Below are 26,150 nucleotides of genomic sequence, written 5' to 3' on the forward strand. Positions count from 1 at the left end.
CAATTTAACGAATTAAATTGCACTATAACGTCGTTAAAAATTTTTTATTTAGAACAACTAGATACAAAAATTTTTGCCTAGTTCTAGCGTAATTTTCTTAACGTTAAATAGACCCCATATATAAGTAGATTGGTATAACCAAAGAATTTCAGTGAAAACAAGGCGAATTTATGCATCAATAGCGGGCCTATTGTAAGTAAATTCAACGCAGTTAGCGCTGAAAGTAGCTGCTCGAGAGAGATTTATTATCCAGCGTTCAGGCTAAATCAGCCCTCGGTATTTTAGGCCGTTCAATCCTTGCAATCCACCGGTGTGTATTGCAATTATTTTACTGTCAGTCGGGAAGTAATCCTGCTCAATAAGCTGCCACAAGGCATGCATCATTTTTCCACTGTAAATTGGCTCTAAAGGTAAGTTGTGAGTGTTATTCATATATTGACAGAATTGCCAGAGTTCAGGGGTAAACTTACCATAACCTCCACCATGAAAATCAGTCATTAATTGCCAATTAGTTTGAGTCTTAGCTTTATTGCTTAGTTTACATATTTCACTTTTCAAGTATTCAGCCTGCTTAAGCACAGCTATACCAATAACTTGAGTTGTTAATTCACTGCCTTCAATGAGTCCCGCGAGTGTTCCGCCACTTCCCGTAGGGCAAACTAAATAGTCATGTTGAGGCAAGCTTTGCGCTAACTCAATGCAACCTTGTATGGCAAACTCATTTGTTCCTCCTTCAGGAATGATGTATGCATTTGGGAAGCGAGCTTGAATTTCTTTAAGATACTCAGGGTTATTACGTTGCCGATATTCAAGTCTATTAACTACGTGTAAATTCATCCCGCATTGCTGTGCAAATTGAATTGTGGGGTTATTGTTATCGAGTTCAGGACCCCTAACAATAGCATGGGTGACTAAATTAAACTCTTTTCCTGCGGCAGCACAAGCATGAAGATGATTTGAAAAAGCACCTCCAAAAGTAAGTAATTCTGTTTTTTTTAGCTCTTGCATACGGGTTAAGTTATATTTTAACTTACGCCACTTATTGCCACTTATTTGTGGGTGAAGTAAATCGTCACGTTTTATACCTAAATAAATATCCCTCTCTTTTAGAAACGTCGTATTTATTTGTTGAATAGCATTATTTTCATTTATTTTTAACTGCGGAAAATTCATATTTTTTATCTGGGCGTGTTTTTGAACAAGAATAAGTAACCTAAACTTCTAGCATATTGAACCATTATGATATTTAAATTTATTTTCTCTAGTCAGAGATTTTCAACGCAGTTAGCGCTGAAAATAACAGTTTGAGATAGATTTAATATCCAGAGTTCAGATTAAGTATACAGTTGCTATCGCTACTTGCACAAATGAAGCTTTTGTCATACACATTCAATCGAGTGCAAAATTGTAAAGAATAAACATTACTAAAGATTCTTTTTAAAGATAATTACCCCTTGTTACACAATTTTACTTGGGTTACTAAGTTACAAACTCGAACTCGATCCCAGCACTATTTTACGATTTGTCCGCTTTAGGAGAAATGATCGGGTTATTTACTGGCGTGGAGCACGGGAATAGTTGTAAACTAAGATAATAATTGAACAAAGCTTGTGTTTTGCGCCGCAAGTACATAGCATAAGACTTTAATTATAAAAAAAATAACGACCAAATAATTGCCGCTTTTTGGGACTAGAATATATGCGAATTGCTTCTTTATCTCTGCTAATTTCAGCTAGCTTATTAGCTAGTAGTGCATTTGCACAAGATACAGCCACTGTGACTGGAATTGAGTCTGAGATTAGTATTAAACAAACTGAATACGATAGCTCGACAAGAATACTTGATAAACACTTAAAAGAAGAAAATCAGTTACAAAGTCAACTTGAATTACTTCGTTCACGCTCTACAGAGTTAGATAAAGAAAAAAACCAAGCTCTTGATGCGATGAATGAAATGTATCGCCGATTAATCGACGACCCGACACTTGATATTAGTGTGGCTCAATCGCGCTATCAAAAAGCGGTGGTCGATCATAAGCAAAATAAGAACGATATTTCTATGCAGTTGGCGGCAATTGCATCCCACCGTAAAGATATTGAACAAATTCGTGTTGCCAAGCATACACTTTTAAACACATTAGAGAGTTTAAAAGAGCAATTAACCACTGCGCGTGTTGAACGATTACGTAATGAGTTTACGCGTGAGGGTACATTAGAAGTAGATCACACTATAAATTGTAAGCGTACAGAAACGCTTGCAGCGTGTGAGCAGCGTGGCCAGCAAATGGGATTACAAAAAGCAACTAAGCGGTTTGTCGATCAAATATTTGTTAATTTAACCGAAGAGCGTTTAGTTGAGCCAAAGCGAAATATGGCAGGCGCTCAGGTACAAATTTTAAGTAGCCATGTAGTAAGCAGTGCTTTTAGTGGGCAAGGCAATTATAACGTTAACTTAAGTGTCACGATGCGCGGCGAAGTTAATAGCAGCCGTTTATGTAATTTACTAAGTATAGATAATCGCTATTGTTCTGAATACGGTACTCCGATGGCGACAACATATCAGCCAAGCTACCGCAGCAATACTTATTCAGATAGTCAGTTAACATTCAGTAATGACGCTGATAATAGTGTAGCCTCATCTGATTACGCGATGAAGTCGCTAACAACAAATAACAATATTAGTGCTGGGCAAGATGAAAACCAGTCAATTGAATTAACACTGCGTTCAAACGTATATGATGATGAAGTGTTTATTGATGGCGTTAGCTTTGGATCAACGCGCTTAGTGACTCGTTTACCAAGCGGTATTCACAATGTAGAAGTGCGTAAACTAGGCTATAAACCTTACCAAGTTAGAATCGACTTGAATAAAGCGCAAACTATTCATGCTAATTTAGTAAAAAAGTCTAAGTCGATTGCTGCACCGACATATACTCGTGAGCAACCAGAAGTCATTACTAGTCAAGTAAATGAAAATGTAAAAATATTAAATACAACCGTTGATGAGCCTGTTGTCATTATTCCTGCGGGAAAGTTTAAAATGGGCGATATTAACGGCAGTGGCTTAGCAAACGAACGCCCTGTTGTTGAAAAAACGATTGCAAACTCTTTTGCAATGCAAAGTAAAGAAGTAACCGTTGGCGCTTACGAGAAGTTTGTTTTAAACAGCGGCTATAAAACGCAAGCAGAGCAGGGCAAGGGGTGTGCGTACTATTTAAATGGTGAGCCGGTATGGGAAACTAATTTAAATTGGCGTAACCCAGGTTTCGATCAAGGTAATGATTTTCCAGTTGTATGTTTAACGTATAACGATGCAAAAGCCTACGCAGAATGGCTGTCGGGTCAAACAGGGCAACAATTTCGCTTACCAAATGAGGTAGAGTGGGAATATGCCGCACGATCAGGTACTGACACTGAGTACCCTTGGGGTAACGAAATAGATAAAAACTTAGCTAACTGTGGTTGGTGTGGTAGTGAATGGTCAAATAAGCGTGCAGCACCTGTGGGTTCTTTTTCTCCCAATGCGTTTGGTTTATACGATACAGTTGGTAATGTGTGGGAATGGACTGACAAAGAGTCAGGAGAATCTGATGTTGCAGTTAGAGGCGGGGCGTGGAATTTTGCTCCAAGTCTTGCTCGAGCATCAACGCGCTTAATTTTGGCCCCTGATTTTAGAGCTAATTACATTGGTTTTCGCTTAATGCGAGAGCGATAATTTATAAAAGGAAGCCTCTATTTTTAGTTTGAATTTTAAAATCTAAAAATTAGAGTGCCGTTAATACAAAATATTTCAAAGGTCATCCAGCCTCATGTTTAAAAAACTCCGTGGTATTTTTTCTAACGATCTATCGATCGACTTGGGTACAGCCAATACCCTGATTTACGTTAAAGAAGAAGGTATTGTACTAAACGAACCTTCAGTAGTTGCGATTCGCCAAGAGCGTGCTGGTGGGCCTAAAAGTGTTGCATCTGTAGGCACAGAAGCAAAGCAAATGTTAGGCCGAACGCCTGGTAATATTAAAGCCATTCGCCCGATGAAAGACGGTGTTATTGCTGACTTTTATGTAACAGAAAAAATGTTACAGCACTTCATTAAGCAAGTGCATAATAATAACTTTATGCGACCTAGCCCACGTGTATTAATTTGTGTACCGTGTGGCGCTACTCAAGTTGAAAAACGCGCAATACGTGAATCTGCAATGGGCGCGGGTGCACGCGAAGTTTACTTAATTGAAGAGCCAATGGCAGCAGCTATTGGCGCAGGCCTACCAGTATCAGAAGCAACCGGTTCTATGGTTGTTGATATTGGCGGTGGTACAACTGAAGTGGCTATTATTTCACTCAATGGTGTTGTTTACTCATCATCTGTTCGCATTGGTGGAGACAAATTTGATGAAGCAATTATTAATTATGTGCGCCGTAACTTTGGCAGCTTAATTGGTGAAGCGACAGCAGAAAATATTAAACACCAAATCGGTTCTGCGTTTAAAACAGATGAGCCAATTGAAATTGAAGTACGTGGTCGTAACCTTGCTGAAGGTGTGCCGCGTTCATTTACACTTAACTCACACGAAATATTAGAAGCATTACAAGAGCCATTAATGGGTATTGTAAGTGCTGTTATGGTAGCTCTTGAGCAATCTCCGCCAGAGCTCGCATCAGATATTTCTGCACACGGCATGGTTTTAACTGGCGGTGGTGCATTACTAAAAGATTTAGACCGTTTATTAATGGAAGAAACAGGTATTCCGGTTGTAGTTGCTGATGATCCTCTAACGTGTGTAGCACGTGGTGGTGGTAAAGCACTTGAAATGATTGATGTTCATGGTGGTGACGTTTTTAGTTACGATTAATGAAATCAATGTTTGAAAGAACCGCGTCTTTACAACTGCGACTTTTTGTCGCAGTGTTTTTGAGTATCGTACTCATAGCAGGTGATAGGTATACACAAGGCAGTACGATTATTCGTACCAGCCTAAATACGCTTGTAAGCCCATTAATCTATGTTGCTAACTTACCTTATGAATTATTTAGTCTAAGTGCTAAAAGTTTACATACGCGCGATCAACTGCTTACTGAAAATGAAGCACTGAAGAAAAAGCAAATGTTACAAAGTGAGCAGCTTCAGCAGTATCAGTACCTAGCCAGAGAAAATCAAAAATTACGTGCATTATTAGGCTCATCAGCAAAGCAATCTAACCGAAAAATAATTGCCCAAGTACTTTCTGTCCATTCAAACCCATATAGTCATCAAGTCGTTATAAATCGTGGCACAACAGATGGACTCAGTGAAGGTCAAGCTGTCATTGATGAAATGGGCGTTGTAGGCCAGCTAACAAAAGTGGGCTCAACCACATCACGTGTATTGTTAATGACAGATACGACTCATGCTACACCAGTGCGTATTTTACGTAATGACGTGCGTACCGTGGTCGAAGGGATCGGAAAAATTAACGTGGTTAAGCTGTCGCATGTACCACATAGTTTAGACGTACGTATTGGCGATATATTAGTAACTTCAGGGCTAGGTGCAACGTTTCCCGAAGGTTATCCTGTTGCAGTAATCACCGAAATTAATCGTGATGAAGGGCGTCCGTTTGCACAAGTTTATGCCGAGCCAATTGCACAATTAGATCGTGTCCGTTTATTAGTTATTTTGTGGCGAAACGAACAGGAGCGCTTAAATAATGATTAGCCGTTATTCATTATTAATTGCACTAAGCATATTTTTTGCTTTGATAATGGCGCTCATGCCGTTGCCATTTTCGTTCGAACCATTTCGCCCTGATTGGGTATTACTGGTATTAATGTACTGGTCTCTTGCAGCGCCACATCGTTTAAATATTGGTACGGCATGGGTGGTTGGTCTATTAATTGACTTAGCATCTGGCTCGCCGCTTGGCGTTAACTCGTTAACCTATTCAATCTGTATTTTTGTAACGGCTAGTAATTTTCAAAAAATCCGCAATTTTTCTTTGTGGCAACAAAGCTTATTAATTGGTTTATTTTTAACGCTTTATCACCTAATGCAGTTTTGGTTAAATCACTTTTTACTGGGTGTTTACTTTAATCCACAATATTTATGGCCAGTTTTAACCGGCATGTTAAGTTGGTTTTGGGTCTTTTTATTACTTCGTAAATATCGCAGACATTTTAGGATTAGGTAAATGACTACCGCAGTATATTTGGCATCAGCCTCTCCCCGTCGTAAAGAATTACTAGCTCAGCTAGGTATTGAGTTTTCGCAGTTTAGTGTTGACGCAGACGAAAGCCAGTTGCCTAATGAGCAACCACAGAAGTATGTAGAGCGCTTAGCGCGTTTAAAAGCAAAAACAGGTGTTGAGCTTGGCTATATTGACCGTCCAGTGCTAGGCAGTGATACGGTTGTTGTGATTGATAACGAGTCTTTATGTAAGCCTTTGGACGAAGCTGACTTTACACAAACGTTAAAGCGCTTGTCGGGTAAAACACATCAAGTGTTAACGGCAGTTGCTTTTGCTACACAAGAAAAAATATTGAGTTGTGTTGTAACAACAGACGTTACTTTTAAAGACCTCACCGATGAAGAAATAAAAGCTTATTGGCTAAGTGGCGAGCCACAAGACAAAGCCGGTGGTTATGGTATACAGGGTTTAGGCGGTCGCTTTGTTACCCATATTTCGGGTAGCTATTTTTGTGTAGTAGGCTTACCTTTATATGAGACCGAACAATTATTACAAGCATTCTTAAGAAGGTAACATGAGTACAGAATTACTGATCAATGTCACGCCAAGCGAAAGCCGTGTTGCCCTAATAGAAAACGGCGTATTACAAGAAATTCAATTAGAACGAATAGGTAACCTAGGTATTGTAGGTAACATTTATTTAGGAAAAATCAGCCGTGTTTTGCCTGGTATGCAAGCGGCCTTTGTTGATATCGGTCTTGAAAAAGCGGCATTTTTACATGCATCAGATATTGTCAACAGTGCATCTATTGTTGAAGGAGTCGACGACGTACCAATAAAAAAAGTACAAGATATTAGAGAGTTAGTTCGCCAAGGCCAATTCATAATGGTGCAGGTGGTAAAAGATCCTCTGGGTACTAAAGGTGCTAGGCTTACTACTGATATAACGATACCTTCTCGATACTTAGTTTTTATGCCTGATGCGACTCATGTTGGTGTTAGTCAGCGCATAGAAACCGAAGAAGAGCGTTCGCGCCTTAAAAAAATTGTTGCTGAATATGGTGACGAAAATGGCAGTTTTATTGTTCGCACTGCTGCAGAAGGTGCTAGTGAAGCTGAATTACGGCACGATGCCGGCTTTTTAAGAAAGCTCTGGGAGAGAATAACATCCCGTCGTAAAAAAACGAGCAAAGCCAGTATATTACATGAAGATCTGACGCTTACTTTTAGAACGCTACGAGATTATGTCGGTGAAGACATGGAGCGTATTCGTGTTGATTCAAAACTCACTTACCAAGAATTAAAACTATTTACCGAAGAATTTGTACCACAATTGTCGCAAGTCTTGGAGTATTACCCAGGTGAACGGCCAATTTTTGATTTATTTGATGTTGAAAATGAGATCCAAAAAGCGCTACATCGCAAAGTTACGTTAAAGTCGGGTGGCTATATCATTATTGATCAAACCGAAGCGATGACTACGGTTGATGTAAATACTGGCGCGTTTGTGGGTCATAGAAATTTAGAAGAAACCATTTTTAATACCAATGTTGAGGCTACTTCAGCCATAGCTCGCCAACTTAGGTTACGTAATTTAGGCGGTATTATTATTATCGACTTTATTGACATGGTAAGCGAGGATCACAAACGTCGAGTGCTTCATTCACTTGAAGCGGCTTTATCACAAGATCGAACCAAAACAAACATTAACGGACTCTCAGCACTTGGCTTGGTAGAGATGACTCGTAAGCGTACCCGTGAAAGTTTAGAGCATATTTTATGTGATGTATGCCCTGCCTGTTCAGGTCGCGGTTCGCAAAAAACGGTTGAAACAGTTTGCTACGAAATATTACGCGAAATAGTCCGCGTTAACCGAGCTTATGCGGCAGATAAATTTATGGTTTATGCCGCACCTGCTGTAAGCGAAGCTTTACTCAATGATGAATATCATAACCTTGCGGAACTTGAACTGTTTATAGGTAAGCAAGTACATATTCAAACCGAAAGTTTGTACAGCCAAGAACAGTTTGATGTGGTGATGATGTAATGAAGGTAAAAGCGGCCTGTTTTTTTTGTTTTAGAAAGTTATGGCAAACTTGTGCCATCACTTTAGTGTTACTGGCCGTTATTGTCTCTATTTTAAAATATACACTACCCTATGCAAACGATTACAAAAGCAATATTGAAACCTACCTATATGATAAGTTTGCAATAAGCCTGTCAATTGGCGCAATTTCGGCGAGCTGGCAGGGCAGTGGGCCTGCTCTAGTGCTTGAAAACTTATCGTTTAAAGATAACGAAACTGCGCCTATATCACTCACCATAGCCAAAACAAGCTTAGAGCTTAACTTGTGGGAAAGCTTAAAAACGCTGCAATTTAAATCTAACTATTTTGTTATTAATGGTTTTCATACCAGCGTCAATATGGCTAATTTATTTAATAGTAACGAGACTGAAGAGGTTTCGTTTGAACAAAAAGAATTAATAGAAGAGCTTTTTTTAGGTGAAACAGGCCATTTTGCAGTAGAAAATTCGAGCATTAACTTTGTGCTAGAAGATGGCACAGAGCGGAAATTGTTGCTCAAAAATATCACTTGGCAAAACGAAGAAAACCAGCATTTAGGCAGTGGCACCTTAGCTTTACCCGGGATTTCAGTGGGTAATTTTGATGCACGCATTGCACTTACTGGTGAAACAATTGAGCAAGTGGCGGGTGATATATATGTGCAAGCAAATAAAGTTGATGTGTCTAATTTGTTATCGCAATACATTAACACTGAAAAGCAGCAATTAAGTAGCGATATAAATTTACAGGCGTGGCTTAAGCTTGAAAAAGGGCTTGTGAGTGATATAAAAATGCAATGGTTACCTAGCTTTGTTCGATGGAAAAGTGCAGAGCAAAATCAGCAAGTAAGTTTGAGTGAAGGCGGCTTTCATTTATATCCAGAGCAAAACAGCTGGCACTTAAAAAGCACTGGTTTAACATTTAATAGTAATAAAACAACGTGGCCAAGTTTAAAATTTGAAGCGCAACTAGGTACTCAAAAGCAACTATGGTTAGAGCAAGTTGATTTGGGGTTACTTGCTAATTTAGCGGAACTTACACGTTTTGATGCACTTAAACCATTTTTAAATCGACAACCTAGCGGTCAAATAAAACAAGCTTATGTAAGTTTTAATAATGCACAGCAATGGCAGTTATGGTTCGAGGCGAACGAGATTGGCTGGCAAGAATTGGATTCAATACCAGCAGTGCAAGGGTTGCGTGTAAACGGTTTAGTTAACCAAAGCCGCGGTCGTATTTCATTGTTTGGCGAAAACGGTACATTGGTTACAGGCGACAGCTTTAGTAATGATATAGCTTACAACCAGCTTAATATTGTGCTTGATTTAGCTAAGCAAAATGATAGCTGGCATATCAGCAGTGATAATATTTGGTTTGATAATAACGAAGTGACATTAGTTGCCGAGATGGCACTGAGCTTAGGTAAAACCCCCCGCTTAGATTTATATGCAGAAGCGTTCGCACCAGATGCGAGCATTGCAGGTAATTATTTTCCGCTTAAAGCGATGAGCTCAGAACTTGTTAGCTATCTAAATGGTGCAATTAAAGGTGGTGAAATAGCCAAAGCGCAGATTTTATTTGCCGGACCGGTATCGGGATTTCCATTTGCTGATGGTTCAGGTCAGTTTAATGTATTGGCACAAATAGATAATGCAACCTATGAATTTGATCCTGATTGGCCAACTGTTACTGATGCAAATGTTGCTCTGCATTTTGCTAATGAACGTATGGATATATATAGTCAGCAGGGCAAACTAGTAAATTTAGACATAGGCAGCAGCGTAAAAGTAAGCATTGCCGATTTGATGAATGCTGACGAAGTTATTGTACAAATAGATAAAAAAGCACCAATGGAAAAGTTGCATGATTTTTTTGCAGCCACTCCTATTGCCAATCCTCTTGCTGAGATTTTTACTGTTGTGCAAGGCAAAGGAGAGGCACAAGCCAGTATTGAGTTATTAATTGGCTCTAAGTTTGAAGATGGTGCAAGTGTGAGTGGCAAAGTTGACTTAAGTAATCTGCCAGTATTCATTGCGACTCCAGGTATTGAACTTAAAAACCTAAGTGGTGAACTTAGTTTTAAAAACGACAATATCACACTTCAAAATGCTACAGCTACGTGGCTTGGTATGCCATTAAATATTAACTACAGCAGTAAAAGTGATGCTAAAAATTACCAAGTAAATATAGATATTAATGCGCAACTTGACGCCAATACCTTAATAGCACGCGGACAAGGTATTTTAAAAGATTACCTTAAGGGTCAAAGTGATATTGATATTGGTTTAGTCCTTAACTTTACCGAGCAAGGTTTTAATTATCGTGCACAGGTAACTTCAGAACTACTTGGTTTAACGAGCAACTTACCAGCACCTTATAATAAAACGAGTGAACAAATATGGGCACTTGATGCTGTTGTGCAAGGCGATGAAATTTCAAATCTTATTACAGCAAATGCAAATCAGCAATTTTACTTTAATGCTATTTTAGAAAATAATAAGTCGCAATTTAGCAATGCTCATTTTGTACTGGGTAAACAAGATTTAGGGCTTAGCCCAAAAGATTTAAGCGTTAATATTAATCTCGAGCAAACAGAGTTAGTCCCGTGGATTGATCTTATTGATCAAATAATTGATGCAGCAAAAGACGATCCAGATAGCCAATCATCAGGCATTATGCCGCCGTTAAATAAGGTTGTTGCAAATATAGGTACTTTTAATGCAAGTAGTATTGTATTTAATGACTTTGAAATGCAGTTGGCACCTATGCAAAGTGATTTGTCTCTAAAATTAAACGCAAAAGAGTTACGTGCTGGTGTATTTATTCCTACCTCTCAGCCGAGTCAGCCAATACGTATTAATGCTGATTATTTAAGACTTAACTTTGCACAGAGAATCCAACAAGAGCTAGATACCAAGGATGCAGAACTCGACGAAGATTTAAGTTGGTTAACTAAAGTGCCGGCAATAGAGTTTGAATGTAGTGACTGTAAAATATCTCATTATCAATTAGATAAAGTAAGTGCCTCGCTATTAGGTGATGGCAAGCGACTTGTTATTTCTGAACTCGTTGTTGATAAAGGCGACCATATACTGCGAACCAAAGGACAATGGGAAAATGGTTTAACTAATCTTAATGGCGAGCTTAAAAGTGATGATGTAGGTGCCTTGTTTGATGAGTTTGATATAACTACAGCGATTAAAGATTCTAAAACAACCATTAATTATAATTTAGGGTGGCAAGGCGCTCCTTATGACTTTGATGTTGCAAGTTTAAGTGGTGAAATACAGTGGGATTTAGGAGAAGGGCATTTAACTGAAGTTAGTGATGGTGGTGCACGCGTATTTTCGTTGTTGAGCCTTGATTCATTAGTGCGCAAACTGAAACTTGATTTTAGAGATGTTTTTTCAAAAGGCTTTTTTTATAACAGCATGCAAGGCACTATGCAGTTAGAAAACGGTATTGCTTACACCAAAGATACTAAAATGGACGGTGTACCTGCCGATTTAACCATTAAGGGCTACGCAAACTTAAACACCCTTGATATAAATTACGATCTTGCTGTCGCACCACAAGTAACGTCGAGTATTCCGGTTATTGTTGCTTGGATGGTGAATCCAGTAACAGGGCTTGCGGCGCTAGCACTTGATAAAGTTATTCATTCAGCGAATGTTATTTCAGAAATTAATTTTAAAGTAACGGGTAAAATGAACGATCCTATAGTTCAAGAACTCGACAGAAAAAGTCGTGAAGTTACGCTACCTCAAGCTGCGCAAAATCAGCCCCAAACATCAACAGAGTTAACGCTTAAAAATACTGATGTAAAAACAGCCAATGAATAATACCGAGAGCCTTAAAACACCTACAATAGTTGCTGTGCAAATGTGCTCAACGCTAAATGCTGATGAAAACATGGCAAGCTTAAAGTGCGTGTTGAAAACATTACCAGCAACCAGGCCATTGCTTGTTTGTTTACCTGAGGCTTTTTTAGTCTTTAGCAAAAGTGGCCACGATACGCTCGTTGTTGCTAAGAAAGTTGAACAATACAAACTGCAACTTAGTAAATTGTGTAAACTTCATAATATTTGGTTAAATGCAGGCACAATGCCTGAGCAATTTAACGAACATAAATATTATGCAGCGTCGCACTTATTCAATAACCAAGGCGAGCTAGTTGCAACGTATAACAAAATACATTTGTTTGATGTGAGCGTTGATGACAAAACAGGAAACTATCGAGAGTCAGATTTTACTCAAGCAGGTAGCGATGTGGTGGTAGTTGAGTCTCCCTTTGGCAAAATAGGTTTAACAGTATGTTATGATCTGCGCTTTAGTGGCTTATTCAACGAACTAGTACGCCAAGGCGCGGATATTGTTTTAGTACCGAGTGCTTTTACTGTACCAACAGGGCAAGCACACTGGCAACCGCTATTAGCAGCTCGCGCAATAGAAACACAATGTTATGTAGTTGCAGCAGCTCAGTACGGAACACATGAAAATGGCCGACAAACATATGGCCACAGTATTATTATTTCACCTTGGGGTAATATCCTGAGTGAATTGCCAACAGGCACCGGTTTTATAAGCTGCAACGCAGATTTAGACCAGTTACAAAAAATTAGACGAGATATGCCCGTGCAGTCTCATCAACGATTTAGAGAGCATTTATTATGAATTCGGTTGAACAGCATTTACTACACGACAGCCAGCTAAATAGAGAAGAGCTCGAAAAAACGCTCGCTTACATACATCAACATAAAGTGGATTACGCTGATTTATATTTTCAATCAAGCCACCACGAATCATGGGTGCTTGAAGACGGCTTAGTTAAAGAAGGCTCTTACAACGTTGAGCGCGGCGTTGGTGTACGTGCTGTAAGCGGCGAAAAAACAGGTTTTTCTTACTCTGATGCAATAAATCTTGAAGCACTAAATAAAGCTGCAACAGCAGCGCGTAGCATTGCAGATGCAGGTGAAGATAGAGCGATTAAAGTATTTAGCGATGTTAAAGCCAAAGAGCAGTTTGCACCACATCAGCCAATTTCTAGTATGAGCGATACCGACAAGGTCAACTTATTACGCGAACTTGAAAACTATATTCGTGAACTAGCACCCGATGCAGAGCAAGTAATTAGTTCAATGTCGGCGGTATACGAAGAAGTATTAATCGCGGCAAGTGATGGCACGTTTGCCACCGATATTCGCCCGCTTATTCGTTTAAACTGCTCGGTACTGCTTGAAAAAGAGGGTCGCCGTGAGCGCGGTGGCGCAGGCGGTGGTGCACGTTTAGACTATGGTTATTTTAAAGAACTTGTTGATGGTAAACCACGTTGGATGGAATTTGCCGAAGAAGCCGTGCGCCAAGCAAAAGTAAACCTTGAAGCAATTGATGCCCCTGCTGGTACTATGGAAGTTGTACTTGGTAATGGTTGGCCTGGCGTGCTTTTACACGAAGCTGTAGGGCATGGACTTGAAGGTGACTTTAACCGCAAAGGTGCATCTGCATTTAGCGGTAAAGTTGGCCAAAAAGTAGCGTCTGAACTATGTACAGTGGTTGATGATGGTACAATGGCTGAGCGCCGAGGGTCGCTTAACGTAGATGACGAAGGCACACCTGCAGCTTACAATGTACTGATCGAAAAAGGTATTTTAAAAGGCTATATGCAAGATAAGCTAAACGCGCGTTTAATGGGTGTAAATCCTACAGGTAACGCACGTCGCGAGTCTTACGCGCATTTACCTATGCCTCGCATGACCAATACTTACATGTTAGGTGGAGAGCACAGCCAGGCCGATATTATCAGCAGCGTTAAAAAAGGGGTATTCGCGCCTAACTTTGGCGGCGGGCAAGTAGATATAACCTCAGGTAAGTTTGTATTTAGCGCATCAGAAGCGTATTTAATCGAAAATGGTAAAATTACTCAGCCGATTAAAGGCGCAACCCTTATTGGTAATGGCCCAGAAGTAATGCAGCAAATATCGATGGTTGGTAACGACTTAGCACTTGATAAAGGTGTTGGTGTTTGTGGTAAAGATGGTCAAAGCGTACCGGTAGGCGTTGGTCAGCCAAGTCTTAAAATTGATAATCTAACCGTTGGTGGTACAGCTTAACTTTTGTAAGTATCATATAGCCTCAAAATTACAACCTTGAAAGCGCAAGCTCTCAAGGTTTTTTTATATTAATTGTTGCTGTAAAAAGTCCATAAATGCCACCGCTTGCCTAGGCTGAAATTTACGTGACGGATAGACAAACTGTAAACCAATCTGTTCTTTATCTTTATTACTAAATCCAAGAATATCTTCATCGAGTAAAGTTACTAGGCTACCGTTAGCTAAATCAACACTAATATCGACGAATGATTTAAGTGCAATACCAGCTCCATTAATAGCCCAATGCCTGATCACCGAACCATCACAGCTACTCATAGCGACTGGAACACGTATTATTGTGTTTTTAAAATGCCATTCATTCATCGGCTGGCCAAATCGTTCCATCACCAGGCATCGATGATCAACTAAATCACCCGGTGATAAAGGTTGCCCATGTTTTTCTATGTAATCAGCTGAGGCACATAGCACCCGTTTATTGGGTTTGATCATACGGCTGATTAAATTACTGTCTGGTAAGTTACCAAAGCGAATAGCGACATCAATGCCTTCTTCAATTAAGCTGATTAAGCCATCTGTTAAATGAAGATGCGGTTTTACTTGCGGATTAAGGGCGACAAATTTTGATAGCGCAGGGGCAACAAACTGCTTACCAAAATCTGAAGGTGCAGTGATTTTTAGGCTGCCAGAAAGCTCACAGTCATTGATAGCGATGCTCTGCTCGGCGGCATCAACTTCAGCAATCACTCTTAAACAGCCTTGATAAAATCGCTCACCTGCATCCGTTAACTTAATGCTGCGGGTATTACGGATCAATAAACGTGTTTGATAGTGATTTTCGAGCTGATTAATTCGCGCCGTCATGCTCGCTGGCGATAAACCTATTTTCCGTCCCGCTGCCGCAAGTCCTGCGGATCTCACTACATGAACAAAAAGCTGCATATCATCAATTTTAGCCATTAATCCTCACTTTTATATTCAGTTTTTATGAATAGTCTTTTTAATATTAACTCAATTATCAAATTATCATAAACAATTAAACTGGCTGTATTAAAAACGACAAGAGAAAACGAATGCGATTAGATCATGTGTTAATTGCGAGTGCTGATTATCCAGTAATGCGCCAATTTTTTATCAACTCAATTGGATTAACGCAAGGGTATCGGCCACCTTTTTCATTTGAAGGTAGTTGGCTATATGGCACCGATAATATTGCGTTAATCCACTTAGTCAACGCTGCTGGAAATAAAGCACAGCAGCGTTATTTATCAGCGGTTAATAGCAAAATGCAAGGCCGAGGTGTTGTAGATCATATTGCAATTCGTAGCTTACGTTATCAAGCATTCAAGAATCGTTTAGATCAAACTGGAGTCATTTACTTTGAGCGCTCAGTGCCTGAGCTGCTAGAGCATCAGATTTTTATAGATGGGCCTGAAGGGCTAAAAATCGAAATGCTATTTAATAGTAATGAAATTTAGTTTTAATCCTAGGGCGTGTTGACCTTTGTGGATTGAAGTTTGTTCAATCTAGGGACGATTAAGAGTTAATCGTCCCTAGATTGAGCTCAAAGGGTAGCGCATGTTTGGCATTTATACTGCGTTATCGCCTATTTATGGGGAATAACCACACACCATAGGCTCTGCCTTGCCTAAATACCAAACATGCAGCTGCAAAATCAACCGCTAAAGGTCAACAGGCCCTAGTGTAAATTATTAAATAAGAGAGCAAATTATGTCTATAAAATCGTTATTCAACGCTAAAAAAATTGGCGATACACCCCTTAATAATCGAATTGTTATGGCGCCTATGACCCGCTCACGTACAGCGCAACCAGGTGATATTCCAACTGAGTTAATGGCAACGTACTATGCTCAACGCGCAAGTGCTGGGCTGATTATTTCAGAGGCAACGCAAATTAGCCCGCAAGGTAAAGGTTATTCGTTCACACCTGGTATTTACTCGCAGGAGCAAATTGAAGGTTGGAAACTTGTAACACAGGCGGTGCACAACGAAGGCGGGAAAATATTTTTACAGCTGTGGCATGTAGGGCGTATGTCACATCCTTCATTTCATAGTGATGGCTTACCTGTTGCGCCATCAGCACTGGCTCCAGATGCACAAGTTTGGGTTGTGGGTGATGATGGACAAGGGCGCATGCTTGATTGCCCAACCCCACGAGCGCTTAGTGCTTTAGAAATTAAAGCGATTGTGAACGACTATAAACAAGCGGCTATTAATGCAATAAAAGCAGGCTTTGATGGTGTTGAAGTACATGGTGGTAACGGTTACTTAATTGACCAGTTTTTACGACGCTCATCGAACAAGCGCCTTGATGAATATGGTGGCAGTCAAGAAAACAGAATACGCTTTGCGTGTGAAATTATCGCTGCAATTAGTGGAGCTATTGGCGCGCACAAAGTCGGTATCAGGCTCGCACCTTTTATAACCCAGCGCGGGATGGATGACAGTGAAGCCATTGAAACAATTTTACTCGCTGCAAATAAGTTTGATGACATTGGTATTGCATATATTCACCTAGCAGAAGCAGATTGGGACGATGCGCCAACAGTGACACATGAATTTAGAGAGGCGCTACGTCGCGGCTTTAGCGGCGCTATTATGGTTGCTGGTAATTACACCGAACAAACAGGGGCTGAGCTTATCGATAAAGGCCTTGCCGACTTTATTGCATTTGGCAGACGTTTTATTGCCAACCCTGATTTACCGTATCGCATTGAGCACCAACTACCATTAAGCAGTATTACTGACTATGCAACGCTTTTTGGTGGCACAGCGGTAGGTTATACCGATTACCTTCCTTATCAGCAATAATAAAGTATTTGCGAGGGTTAAGCTTATTTAGTGCCTCAAACAGTTTCAAGATGTAAAGTTTATGTGCAAAGAGCATATAGCAAGGTGGAAAATGTAACAGCACTGAATGATAGGCTAAACATAACGCAGCTTTAGGACCTATTGATATGGCCCTAAATAGGGGATAGTATGTTTACCATATTAAAATGAAAACAGATGTTGTTGATATGATTAAAAAACTTGTTTTTAGTCTAGCCCTTATTACTCTTAGTGGCTGTACTAGCTTATCGCAAGAAGAGTGTGCATACGCAAACTGGCAGCAGCTAGGTTATGATCATGGCGAATCAGGCAAGGCTTATAACCAAGGTGTTGATACAGTAAAAGCTTGTCGAGAGTTTGGTATTTCACCTGACGTTGCTTTGTATAAAGAAGGTTATAACAATGGCCTGCAGCACTATTGTAAACCTGAAAACGGCTTTGCGGTAGGTATTCGTGGTGAATCATTTAATGGTGTGTGTAACAGCAAACAATTTCGAAAGGCCTGGGAAGAAGGTAATGATCGTTACCAAATCGAAGCAAGAAAAACCGAAATAAATAACCGACTCGACACAATAAACAGACGACTTGAAGTGATCAGCAATGAGTTAAGTGCTGCAAATGTCTCCAGTAATCAGCGCAGAGAACTCATTAATGAGCGAAGGGTACTTGATGATGAGCGCAGCTCTTTGAGGCGAGAGCGTTCGCTTATTCCATTATTAAATAAGTTGCCTTCGTTTCGAGTTGAATACGAGCTATAGATAGGCGAGGTTTAGGCTAAAAAAACCAAAGAATGGTTTGCAGTACTGCCTAAAAGTTAAATAAGCGCGAAATCAACTCGCGCTTATTTTTGATGGTTATTGCCATAACAATCGGCTTAAATATGGGTCTATTTAACGATGTTATGGAGTATTTAACTCGTTAATTTGTTTAAATGCTTATGTCGATTGGTATAAGTCACTCGAACTCTGGATAATAAATCTAAATATCACCATGATTCAATACGTTAGTAAATCTCTTAACTATAGTTCAGGTTAAGTAAGATTTATACCTCGCCCGCATCAGTGCTACTTTTCAGCGCTTGTGCATACCACAGTGCCATAAAACATTCAGTGAGTTTATGTTCAATTTCAAGTGCTTTATCGGTTGGGCAAAATAACGTAAAACTGGCTCTAAACTCACCTAAATCCGTTGTACCAAAGTGAATTTCAGGCTCAGGGCCCGAAATTTTAGCATCCAGCTTTCTTTCAATAATTGAATTGTATCGACTGGCTACTTCTTCAAATTCTTTACAGTAAAGTTTAGCTTTAGCAGTTAACGTGTCGTAAATTGGGTATGGGTTAAAACTCTCTTTACGTACAATAGTAAAATGATGAGTGGCAAAGCGTTTTACAAAATTTAAGTTTTTAATTGGGCTGGTGATCAGCTTATTGTTAGGTATGTATATAGTTTTTCTTGAAAACTGATAAGTATGCATATCAATTTCATGCATAGTGGTTTTTATCCAATCAGTTTCGGCGACTTCACCATAATACTCACCGACCTGAATCCAATCGCCGACTCTAAATGGCCGCGTTGTCACTAAGTAAAAAAAGCCAATGACACACTGAATAAATTCACGTGTAGCAAGTACAATTGCAACAGCAAAAGCGGCAATTGAGAGAGCAAAGTTTTGTATTTCAGTAGACCATACAAATAGTAGTGATAACACCATTACAAAATTAATAAAGTGCTTAATATTATGTGCAATGTAGCGAATATCTTTTTCTTTTTTTTCTGCACGATTTTTCGCTAATTTATCAACAAGTACTTTGAGAATAAATGCAATTGTGAGCATCACTAATGAAATAAGAAATGGGTGAGATAATATATCTGTGAGCATAATTTCCAGTTCGATACGAGTTGATTAAGACACACTAAGTATATTGATTTATTAAGCAAATTGGTAAACTTAATGCAAATAAAAACCCCTTAGCAAATTAATACGAAGGGGCTTATGTTTTTAAATTTGTAAAAAGCTTATTTCATGGTAACAAACTCTTCTGAGCCTGTTGGGTGAATAGCAACAACGGCATCAAAATCAGCTTTAGTTGCGCCCATTTTCATGGCAACTGCAAAACCTTGAATCATTTCATCAACTGCAAAACCAATACCATGTAGGCCAACTACTTTTTCGTCTGGGCCGGCACATACAAGTTTCATCTTACAAGGCTGACGATGTTTGGTTACGGCTGTGTACATAGCTGTAAAACCAGATTGGTAAATTTTAACGTTTTCTTCACCATACTGGGAAATAGCTTCTTGCTCAGTTAAACCAATAGTACCAATTGGTGGGTGACTAAATACAACCGTAGGAACTAAGCTGTAATCCATTTTTAAATCATCAGGTAGTTCTTTATTAAATAAGCGCTCAGATAAGGTACGGCCTGCTTTTACTGCTACTGGTGTAAGTTCAATACCGTTTTCGATGATATCGCCAACTGCGTATACATTTTCAGCTGTCGTATTTTGATACTCATCAACTTTTACAAAACCACTGCTGTTTACTTCTACGCCTGCGGCTGCAACGTTAATAGCATTGGTTGTTGGCTCGCGACCAATTGCCCAAATAACTTGGTCAACGTTATGAGTTTTACCGTTATCTAAATGCAGTGTTACAGACCCATCATCTTCTTTTATCAATTTATTTGGTACAGAATGAGTGTGTAAAGTAGGGCCTTCGGCAGCCATTACTTCAACAAGTGTATCTACAATGTACGAATCAAAGCTGCGAAGTGGAGCGTGTTTACGTACAAATAAATGCGTCTCAGTACCTAGGCCGTGTAATACACCAGCAAGCTCAACGGCTATGTAGCCTGCGCCAATAACGGCAACGCGCTTAGGCTGTTCTTTTAGTTCAAAAAAGCCATTTGAATCAATGCCGTGCTCAGCACCTTCAATATTTGGAATACTTGGGCGCCCACCAACTGCAATTAATATATGGTCGGCTGTGTAATGCTCGCCATTTACTTCAACTGTTTTATTATCTACAAATTTAGCAAAGCCTTTAATTACAGTAACGCCATTGCTGGCAAGGCCACTGTCATAACCTTTATGAATTCGGCCTATGTAGGCTTCGCGGCTTTCTACTAACTTGCTCCAGTCAAAACCTTTAACTTCAACATTAAAGCCGTAATCTGGGGCATATAAATTAATTGCTTCAGCAACCTGAGCACCATGCCACATTACTTTTTTAGGTACGCAGCCTACGTTTACACACGTGCCGCCCATGTGCTTTGCTTCTATAAGTGCTACTTTAGCGCCACGCATCGCTGCTCTATTTGCAGAGGCAATACCACCACTGCCACCACCGATTGCAATATAATCAAAGTGTTGTGTCATTTTATGTCCTTAGGCGTTGAGTTTTATGCGCATTAGCATAACATTAAGTTTTAAAAATAAAGAGTGTTTAGGTGACCTATGTTTAGTAAAAAAACATTCGAATTTATCACTTTGCTTGAACAAAACAATAATAGAGAGCGGTTTAACAGTCACAAAATCAGGATATCAAGAATACGTAACAGAGGCCGCTTTAGATTTTATTAGGCAAAGTAAGCGCCATTTACCGATTAGATAAGAGTTGTTTTTTTATTTTTAGACCCAATTTAAACGTAATGCATTAACGCAAAGAGAGTATTTATGAGCAACCCATTAATTGGCCTTGAAGGCTTACCACCATTTTCAAAAATAAAGCCTGAGTACGTAGTACCAGCACTTAAAGACGGTATTGAGCTTTGTCGTAAAGCCATTGATGACGTACTTGCAAAAGGGTCGTACACGTGGGATGACTTAGTATTACCCCTTGAAGAAGCTGACGATAAATTATCGCGCATGTTCTCCCCTGTATCGCATTTAAATTCAGTAATGAATAACGACGAATTACGCGAAGCTTACGAGCAGTGCTTACCGTTAATATCTGAATATTCAACATTTGTAGGTCAGCATCAAGGTTTATACAACGCGTATAGTACGCTTTATAGCAGCGACGAATTTAAAACGCTGACTACAGCACAGCAAAAAACAATAACTAATGCGCTGCGTGATTTTAAATTATCGGGTATTGCATTAGCGCCGAAGCAGCAAAAACGCTACGGTGAAATAAGCTCGCGTTTATCAGAGCTTGCTTCTAAGTTTGGTAATAACGTAATGGATGCGACCTTAGCGTGGCACAAACACATTACTGACGAAGCCGATTTAGCCGGTTTACCAGAATCAGCCTTAGCACTTGCAGCCGACACTGCAAAAAGTAAAGAATTAGACGGTTGGGTATTTACCCTTGATTTTCCGTCGTACTTGCCAATTATGACTTATGCAGATAACCGCGAGCTTCGCAGAGAAACCTACACTGCGTTTTCTACCCGCGCATCCGATCAAGGCCCTAACGCCGGTGAATTTGATAATTCTGATATTATGAGTGAGGAGCTTGCGCTTCGCCATGAACTTGCACAGTTACTAGGATTCAACAGCTACGCTGAAAAATCACTGGCAACTAAAATGGCCGAAACACCGGCGCAAGTATTCTCGTTTTTAGAAGACCTAGCGGCTAAATCAAAACCACAAGCAGAGCAAGAAGTGGCAGAGCTAAAAGCTTACGCTGAGCAAAAGCATGGTATTTCTGAATTGCAGGCATGGGATTTTGGTTACTACAGCGAAAAACTTAAGCAAGAAAAATACGCAATTTCAGACGAAGTACTACGTCCTTACTTCCCAGCAAATAAAGTATTAAGTGGCTTATTCGAAACCGTTAACCGCTTATTTGGTATTAGCGTAAAAGAAGTTACTGACTTTGACAGCTACCACAAAGATGTACGCTTTTTTGAAATTGTAGACAGCAGCAATACCCTACGCGGACGTTTTTATCTCGATTTATATGCGCGCGACCGTAAACGCGGCGGTGCGTGGATGGACGACTGTATGGGTCGTAAAGTACGTGCTAACGGCGAGTTACAAACACCGGTTGCTTATTTAGTATGTAACTTTAATAAAGCGGTAGGCGATAAGCCTGCGCTGTTTACTCATGACGAAGTGACAACCTTGTTCCACGAGTTTGGCCATGGTATTCATCACATGTTAACTCAAGTTGATGCAGCACCAGTAGCGGGTATTAATGGGGTTGCTTGGGATGCAGTAGAGCTTCCTAGTCAGTTCTTAGAAAACTGGTGTTATGAAGAAGAAGCACTGAGCTTTATTTCAGGTCATTATGAAACGGGCGAGCCGTTACCTAAAGAGCTACTTGATAAGTTACTAGCGGCTAAAAACTATAACTCAGGCATGCAAATGCTGCGTCAAATTGAGTTCTCGTTATTCGACTTTAAAATCCACAATGATTATAAAGCCGGTGAAGAATGCCAAATTCAAACGGTATTAAACGATGTACGTAGCCGCACGTCGGTGGTTAATCCGCCTGAGTTTAATCGTTTTCAACATGGTTTTAGTCATATCTTTGCTGGTGGTTATAGTGCTGGTTACTATTCATATAAGTGGGCTGAAGTTCTTTCTTCTGATGCATTTTCTAAGTTTGAAGAAGAAGGTATTTTTAACCCAGAAACAGGGCAAGCCTTCATGCAAAATATTTTAGAAAAAGGCGGCAGTGAGGAGCCGATGGAGCTATTTAAAAAATTCCGTGGCCGCGAGCCAAATGTAGATGCTTTACTGCGTCATAGTGGTATTGCGGCTTAAAAATAAATTTTTTAGCACAAACTAAACTAAAGCGCCTTGATGGCGCTTTTTTATTATCTAAATTTTACCCTAAAATTTTTAGTAAATTCAGTCTACCAAGCTATGCTCTTAACATACCTAACAAAATGGACTAGGGCATGGCAAAGCTAATATTGGCAATTGATGACGATAAGTTGGTTCACCATATAATTGAGGAGTCTTTAGCAGGTTTTTGTAAAATTATTCATGCGAAAAATGGTGATGAAGGTTTAAGACTCACAAAAAAATACAAGCCAGATATTATCTTACTCGATATAGAAATGCCGGGTAAATCAGGTTTTGACGTTTGCCAAGTCATTAAAAAAAATGAGCAGACCAAAGACATCCCCGTTATGTTTCTATCATCCAATATCGAGTTGGCTGATCGTGTAAAAGGTTACAGTGCTGGTGCATCTGACTATATAGCTAAGCCTTTTAATGCCCAAGAATTGATGGCGCGCATAAAGGTGCTTTATGAATATCGTCAACAAGGCATAAAGTTAAAAAATGATGTAGAGCATGCAGAAAAAACGGCCCAAATAGCCATGACTGAATCCGGAGATATGGGGCGAATAATGCGTTTTTTTGGGCAAAGTTACCATGCTAATAATTTTCAATTATTAAGCGAATATTTTTTAGCATTTTTTACTCCTTTCAATTTAGATGTCGTGGTTGTGTTTTGGTACAAAAGCCAAGGTATATTTTATAGCTTACAAAGTGCGGTGTGCCCATTAGAGCAAGAATTGCTAGAACAACATAGGTATGCGCAGCGGTTTGTTGATGTTGGTGCCAGCACCATTATTAACTACCCTAAAGTATCATTACTGATAAAAAATATGCCCGTTGACGATAGTGCTAAATTTGGACGTTACAAAGATTTGTTTCCGCACATTTTGGAGATCACCAATGAAAAAGCGATCACCATACAAAATAATGAAAATAGCAACGAACAGGCCGCGCAAATAGGCATTGCGCTTGAAGATATAGTAAAACAATTAGTTTCTCAGAATCAGGCACAAAACAGTATTACTAAACAGTTTATAGAACAATTACATGAGCTTGATTGTGCAATTAAACTGCAAAAAGAAAGTGATAAGCTTTGTGACTTAACACCTTACTTTACTAAGCTAGATCAAACTATGCAGCTATTTACTTCTGCTAATAGCGATTTAGCATTTATTAAATGTCAGCTTAAGCAAATTAATGAAACTCGCAATGAGTTACTCGCTAGCTTGCGTAGTAACGCTGGTGAACTTGTCTTACAAAATACCACTGAAAATAATGATATAGAGCTATTTTAGTGCTTTAACTTGCACTGATTGATATACTGATCAGGTATTTTATCGTCGGAGTGTATAGTGGTTATTCAGTGTGTTTTTAAAGAGTGTCGCCCTTATTTAAATGAGTTAGAAACACGTTTTGGTTTGGCTCAGTGGGCAGAACAAAGCAATGGTTTTAGCCTACATTATGACGATAGTGGCTTGAGTTTATATAAAACAGATGAACCCAAATTAGGCGCAATCAATGTTGATTTTGTAACCGGTGCAGCGGCACATAGACGTAAGTTTGGTGGGGGGAAAGGCCAAGCAATTGCAAAAGCGGTTGGCTTAAACAAAGGGGCAACGCCCGTTGTGCTTGATGCAACAGCAGGCTTAGGTCGTGATGGTTTTGTACTTGCGTCACTAGGGTGCAACGTTATATTGCATGAACGTCATCCCGTAGTGGCCGCGTTATTGTATGATGGTTTACAGCGCGCTTATAACGACATAGAAATTGGCTCATGGATGAAGCAAAGTATGAGCCTCATATTTGGTTCGAGCCATACGTTACTATCGCAATGTGAAAGCATCCCTGATGTAGTTTATTTAGATCCTATGTTCCCGCATCGTGAAAAATCAGCTCTTGTTAAAAAAGAAATGCGTGTATTCCAAGAGCTTGTTGGTGCAGATACCGACGCCGACGATTTACTCGAATTCGCCTACCCACTCGCCAGTAAACGCGTAGTAGTAAAGCGCCCCGATTACGCCCCATTTTTAAATGATCAAACCCCAAGTATGCAAATTAAAACTAAAAAAAATCGCTTTGATGTGTATGTAAAAGCGGCAATGGTTTAAACACTAAGCATAGATTGGTGTTTTTATACAATAAGCCGGCTCATGTAAGAAGCATTATATTGGGCTGGATCTTAGGATCTAGCTTTTTGAATCTAGGATCTTGTGGCATTTTCATGTTAGAATTCGCGCAATTTTTGGCATAGGTAAGTAGCATAGCAATGATCTTAGATGATATTCGCGTTGTTTTAGTTAACACATCACACTCAGGCAATATTGGCTCAGCAGCTCGCGCCATGAAAACCATGGGTTTATCAAAACTTTATTTAGTTGACCCCGCATGTGAAATAGACAGCCACGCGAGTGCTTTGTCTGCAGGTGCCAGTGATGTTTTAGGCAATGCAGTTATTGTTGGGACTGTTGAAGAAGCGATTGCCGATTGTGCATTAACAATTGGCACCAGTGCGCGCTCGCGTACGCTTTCTTGGCCTATGGTTGAACCACGTGAATGTGGTGAAAAACTGGTTGCAGAAGCTGTAAATGGCCCTGTAGCACTTGTGTTTGGTCGTGAAAACAGTGGTTTAAGCAACGATGAGTTACAGCTTTGTAATTACCATGTATGCATCCCTGCGAATCCTGAATATAGCTCGCTTAACTTAGCGATGGCAGTGCAAACGTTGTGCTACGAAACACGCATGGCGTTTTTAAATCAACAGCCTAAAAAGGTTGAAGAGGATGACACAGTTTACCCGAGTTCAAAACAAACAGAGCTATTTTACGATCACCTTGAAGAGACACTGTTTAAAACTGGCTTCATAATAAAACAGCACCCAGGTATTGTAATGACAAAGCTACGTCGCTTATTTAACCGTGCTCGTCCAGAAGATGCCGAAATGAACATTTTACGCGGTATTCTCACCTCAATTAATAAGTCTATCCCTAAGTAACTTAGGTATAGCGATTAGTTATAAAAGACCGAGACTAATTAAGGCGCTAATACTTGACTAAATTACTCAGGTAATTACAATGGCCGTAATACTTGACTAAAGAGGTCAAGTATTGAAAATTTGTTAACTCTACAATTTAAAAGTAAGAGTGTTTAAATCAAATTTTTATCAAGTGATAATACTTGACTAATCTACTCTGGTAATTAAAATTTGCACTCTTTGTGCAGGGGGCGT

Annotated in this window: 20 protein-coding genes; 16 read left to right on the forward strand and 4 right to left on the reverse strand. The window is 39.7% G+C overall.

The features are described from left to right. Positions 1–261: 261 nt before the first annotated feature. Positions 262–1,173 (reverse strand): 1-aminocyclopropane-1-carboxylate deaminase/D-cysteine desulfhydrase, encoded by a 912-nt coding sequence (locus H5119_RS11575; protein WP_182702336.1) that lies wholly within the window; start codon positions 1,171–1,173, stop codon positions 262–264. A gap of 525 nt (positions 1,174–1,698) precedes the next feature. Between H5119_RS11575 and H5119_RS11580 the strand changes: the two genes are divergently transcribed. The 9 genes from H5119_RS11580 to tldD all read left to right on the forward strand — a co-directional run bounded on the left by H5119_RS11580 (position 1,699) and on the right by tldD (position 14,338). Further along, positions 1,699–3,714 (forward strand): formylglycine-generating enzyme family protein, encoded by a 2,016-nt coding sequence (locus H5119_RS11580; RefSeq protein WP_182702337.1) that lies wholly within the window; start codon positions 1,699–1,701, stop codon positions 3,712–3,714. A 94-nt stretch (positions 3,715–3,808) separates the two neighbouring features. After that, positions 3,809–4,852, forward strand: coding sequence for a rod shape-determining protein (locus tag H5119_RS11585; protein ID WP_002958401.1), 1,044 nt, complete (start codon positions 3,809–3,811; stop codon positions 4,850–4,852). Next, positions 4,852–5,694 carry a rod shape-determining protein MreC gene (gene mreC / locus H5119_RS11590; protein ID WP_171037454.1) on the forward strand — a complete coding sequence of 281 codons (843 nt, stop codon included), beginning with the start codon at positions 4,852–4,854 and terminating at the stop codon, positions 5,692–5,694. The genes H5119_RS11585 and mreC overlap by 1 nt, the downstream gene beginning before the upstream one ends. After that, the gene (gene mreD / locus H5119_RS11595) at positions 5,687–6,166 is read left to right on the forward strand and encodes a rod shape-determining protein MreD (protein WP_077536168.1); all 480 of its coding nucleotides are present in this window, start codon (positions 5,687–5,689) and stop codon (positions 6,164–6,166) included. The genes mreC and mreD overlap by 8 nt, the downstream gene beginning before the upstream one ends. Then, positions 6,167–6,736: a nucleoside triphosphate pyrophosphatase gene (locus H5119_RS11600; protein ID WP_138584338.1), complete on the forward strand. Its 570-nt coding sequence runs from the start codon at positions 6,167–6,169 to the stop codon at positions 6,734–6,736. Between the two features lies 1 nt (position 6,737). After that, positions 6,738–8,210: a ribonuclease G gene (gene rng, locus H5119_RS11605; protein WP_077536165.1), complete on the forward strand. Its 1,473-nt coding sequence runs from the start codon at positions 6,738–6,740 to the stop codon at positions 8,208–8,210. Then, a complete protein-coding gene (locus tag H5119_RS11610; protein ID WP_182702338.1) occupies positions 8,210–12,070 on the forward strand; it encodes a YhdP family protein in 3,861 nt (1,286 codons plus the stop codon). The genes rng and H5119_RS11610 overlap by 1 nt, the downstream gene beginning before the upstream one ends. After that, positions 12,063–12,902 (forward strand): carbon-nitrogen hydrolase family protein, encoded by an 840-nt coding sequence (locus H5119_RS11615; protein ID WP_182702339.1) that lies wholly within the window; start codon positions 12,063–12,065, stop codon positions 12,900–12,902. The genes H5119_RS11610 and H5119_RS11615 overlap by 8 nt, the downstream gene beginning before the upstream one ends. Then, entirely contained in the window at positions 12,899–14,338 is a 1,440-nt protein-coding gene (gene tldD / locus H5119_RS11620; RefSeq protein WP_182702340.1) for a metalloprotease TldD, read from the forward strand. Before H5119_RS11615 ends, tldD begins: the two co-directional genes overlap by 4 nt. A 63-nt stretch (positions 14,339–14,401) precedes the next feature. Here the strand turns inward: tldD and H5119_RS11625 are convergent, their stop codons facing one another. Then, positions 14,402–15,295, reverse strand: coding sequence for a LysR family transcriptional regulator (locus H5119_RS11625; RefSeq protein ID WP_182702341.1), 894 nt, complete (start codon positions 15,293–15,295; stop codon positions 14,402–14,404). A gap of 113 nt (positions 15,296–15,408) precedes the next feature. Here H5119_RS11625 and H5119_RS11630 point away from each other — a divergent pair, with 113 nt between their 5' ends. The 3 genes from H5119_RS11630 to H5119_RS11640 all read left to right on the forward strand — a co-directional run bounded on the left by H5119_RS11630 (position 15,409) and on the right by H5119_RS11640 (position 17,943). Further along, positions 15,409–15,813 carry a hypothetical protein gene (locus tag H5119_RS11630; RefSeq protein WP_077536155.1) on the forward strand — a complete coding sequence of 135 codons (405 nt, stop codon included), beginning with the start codon at positions 15,409–15,411 and terminating at the stop codon, positions 15,811–15,813. Positions 15,814–16,066: 253 nt separating this feature from the next. Then, positions 16,067–17,167 (forward strand): alkene reductase, encoded by a 1,101-nt coding sequence (locus H5119_RS11635; protein WP_182702342.1) that lies wholly within the window; start codon positions 16,067–16,069, stop codon positions 17,165–17,167. 185 nt (positions 17,168–17,352) lie between these two features. Then, complete coding sequence (locus H5119_RS11640) at positions 17,353–17,943, forward strand: DUF2799 domain-containing protein (RefSeq protein WP_259398968.1); 591 nt, start codon at positions 17,353–17,355, stop codon at positions 17,941–17,943. A 284-nt stretch (positions 17,944–18,227) separates the two neighbouring features. Here the strand turns inward: H5119_RS11640 and H5119_RS11645 are convergent, their stop codons facing one another. Then, positions 18,228–19,064 (reverse strand): mechanosensitive ion channel family protein, encoded by an 837-nt coding sequence (locus H5119_RS11645; RefSeq protein ID WP_077536151.1) that lies wholly within the window; start codon positions 19,062–19,064, stop codon positions 18,228–18,230. Positions 19,065–19,201: 137 nt separating this feature from the next. Then, complete coding sequence (gorA, locus tag H5119_RS11650) at positions 19,202–20,563, reverse strand: glutathione-disulfide reductase (protein WP_182702343.1); 1,362 nt, start codon at positions 20,561–20,563, stop codon at positions 19,202–19,204. Positions 20,564–20,860: 297 nt separating this feature from the next. Here gorA and prlC point away from each other — a divergent pair, with 297 nt between their 5' ends. The 4 genes from prlC to trmJ all read left to right on the forward strand — a co-directional run bounded on the left by prlC (position 20,861) and on the right by trmJ (position 25,916). Beyond that, on the forward strand, positions 20,861–22,900 hold the full coding sequence (gene prlC, locus H5119_RS11655) for an oligopeptidase A (protein ID WP_182702344.1): 2,040 nt from the start codon (positions 20,861–20,863) through the stop codon (positions 22,898–22,900). 137 nt (positions 22,901–23,037) lie between these two features. Next, positions 23,038–24,219 carry a PleD family two-component system response regulator gene (locus H5119_RS11660; RefSeq protein ID WP_182702345.1) on the forward strand — a complete coding sequence of 394 codons (1,182 nt, stop codon included), beginning with the start codon at positions 23,038–23,040 and terminating at the stop codon, positions 24,217–24,219. A gap of 57 nt (positions 24,220–24,276) precedes the next feature. Then, entirely contained in the window at positions 24,277–25,032 is a 756-nt protein-coding gene (locus H5119_RS11665; RefSeq protein ID WP_182702346.1) for a class I SAM-dependent methyltransferase, read from the forward strand. A gap of 158 nt (positions 25,033–25,190) precedes the next feature. Then, positions 25,191–25,916 (forward strand): tRNA (cytosine(32)/uridine(32)-2'-O)-methyltransferase TrmJ, encoded by a 726-nt coding sequence (gene trmJ / locus H5119_RS11670; RefSeq protein WP_182702347.1) that lies wholly within the window; start codon positions 25,191–25,193, stop codon positions 25,914–25,916. Positions 25,917–26,150 lie beyond the last annotated feature (234 nt).

This window comes from Pseudoalteromonas sp. SG45-5 (genome assembly GCF_014164085.1).
GTDB classification, from domain to species: Bacteria; Pseudomonadota; Gammaproteobacteria; order Enterobacterales; family Alteromonadaceae; genus Pseudoalteromonas; species Pseudoalteromonas aliena.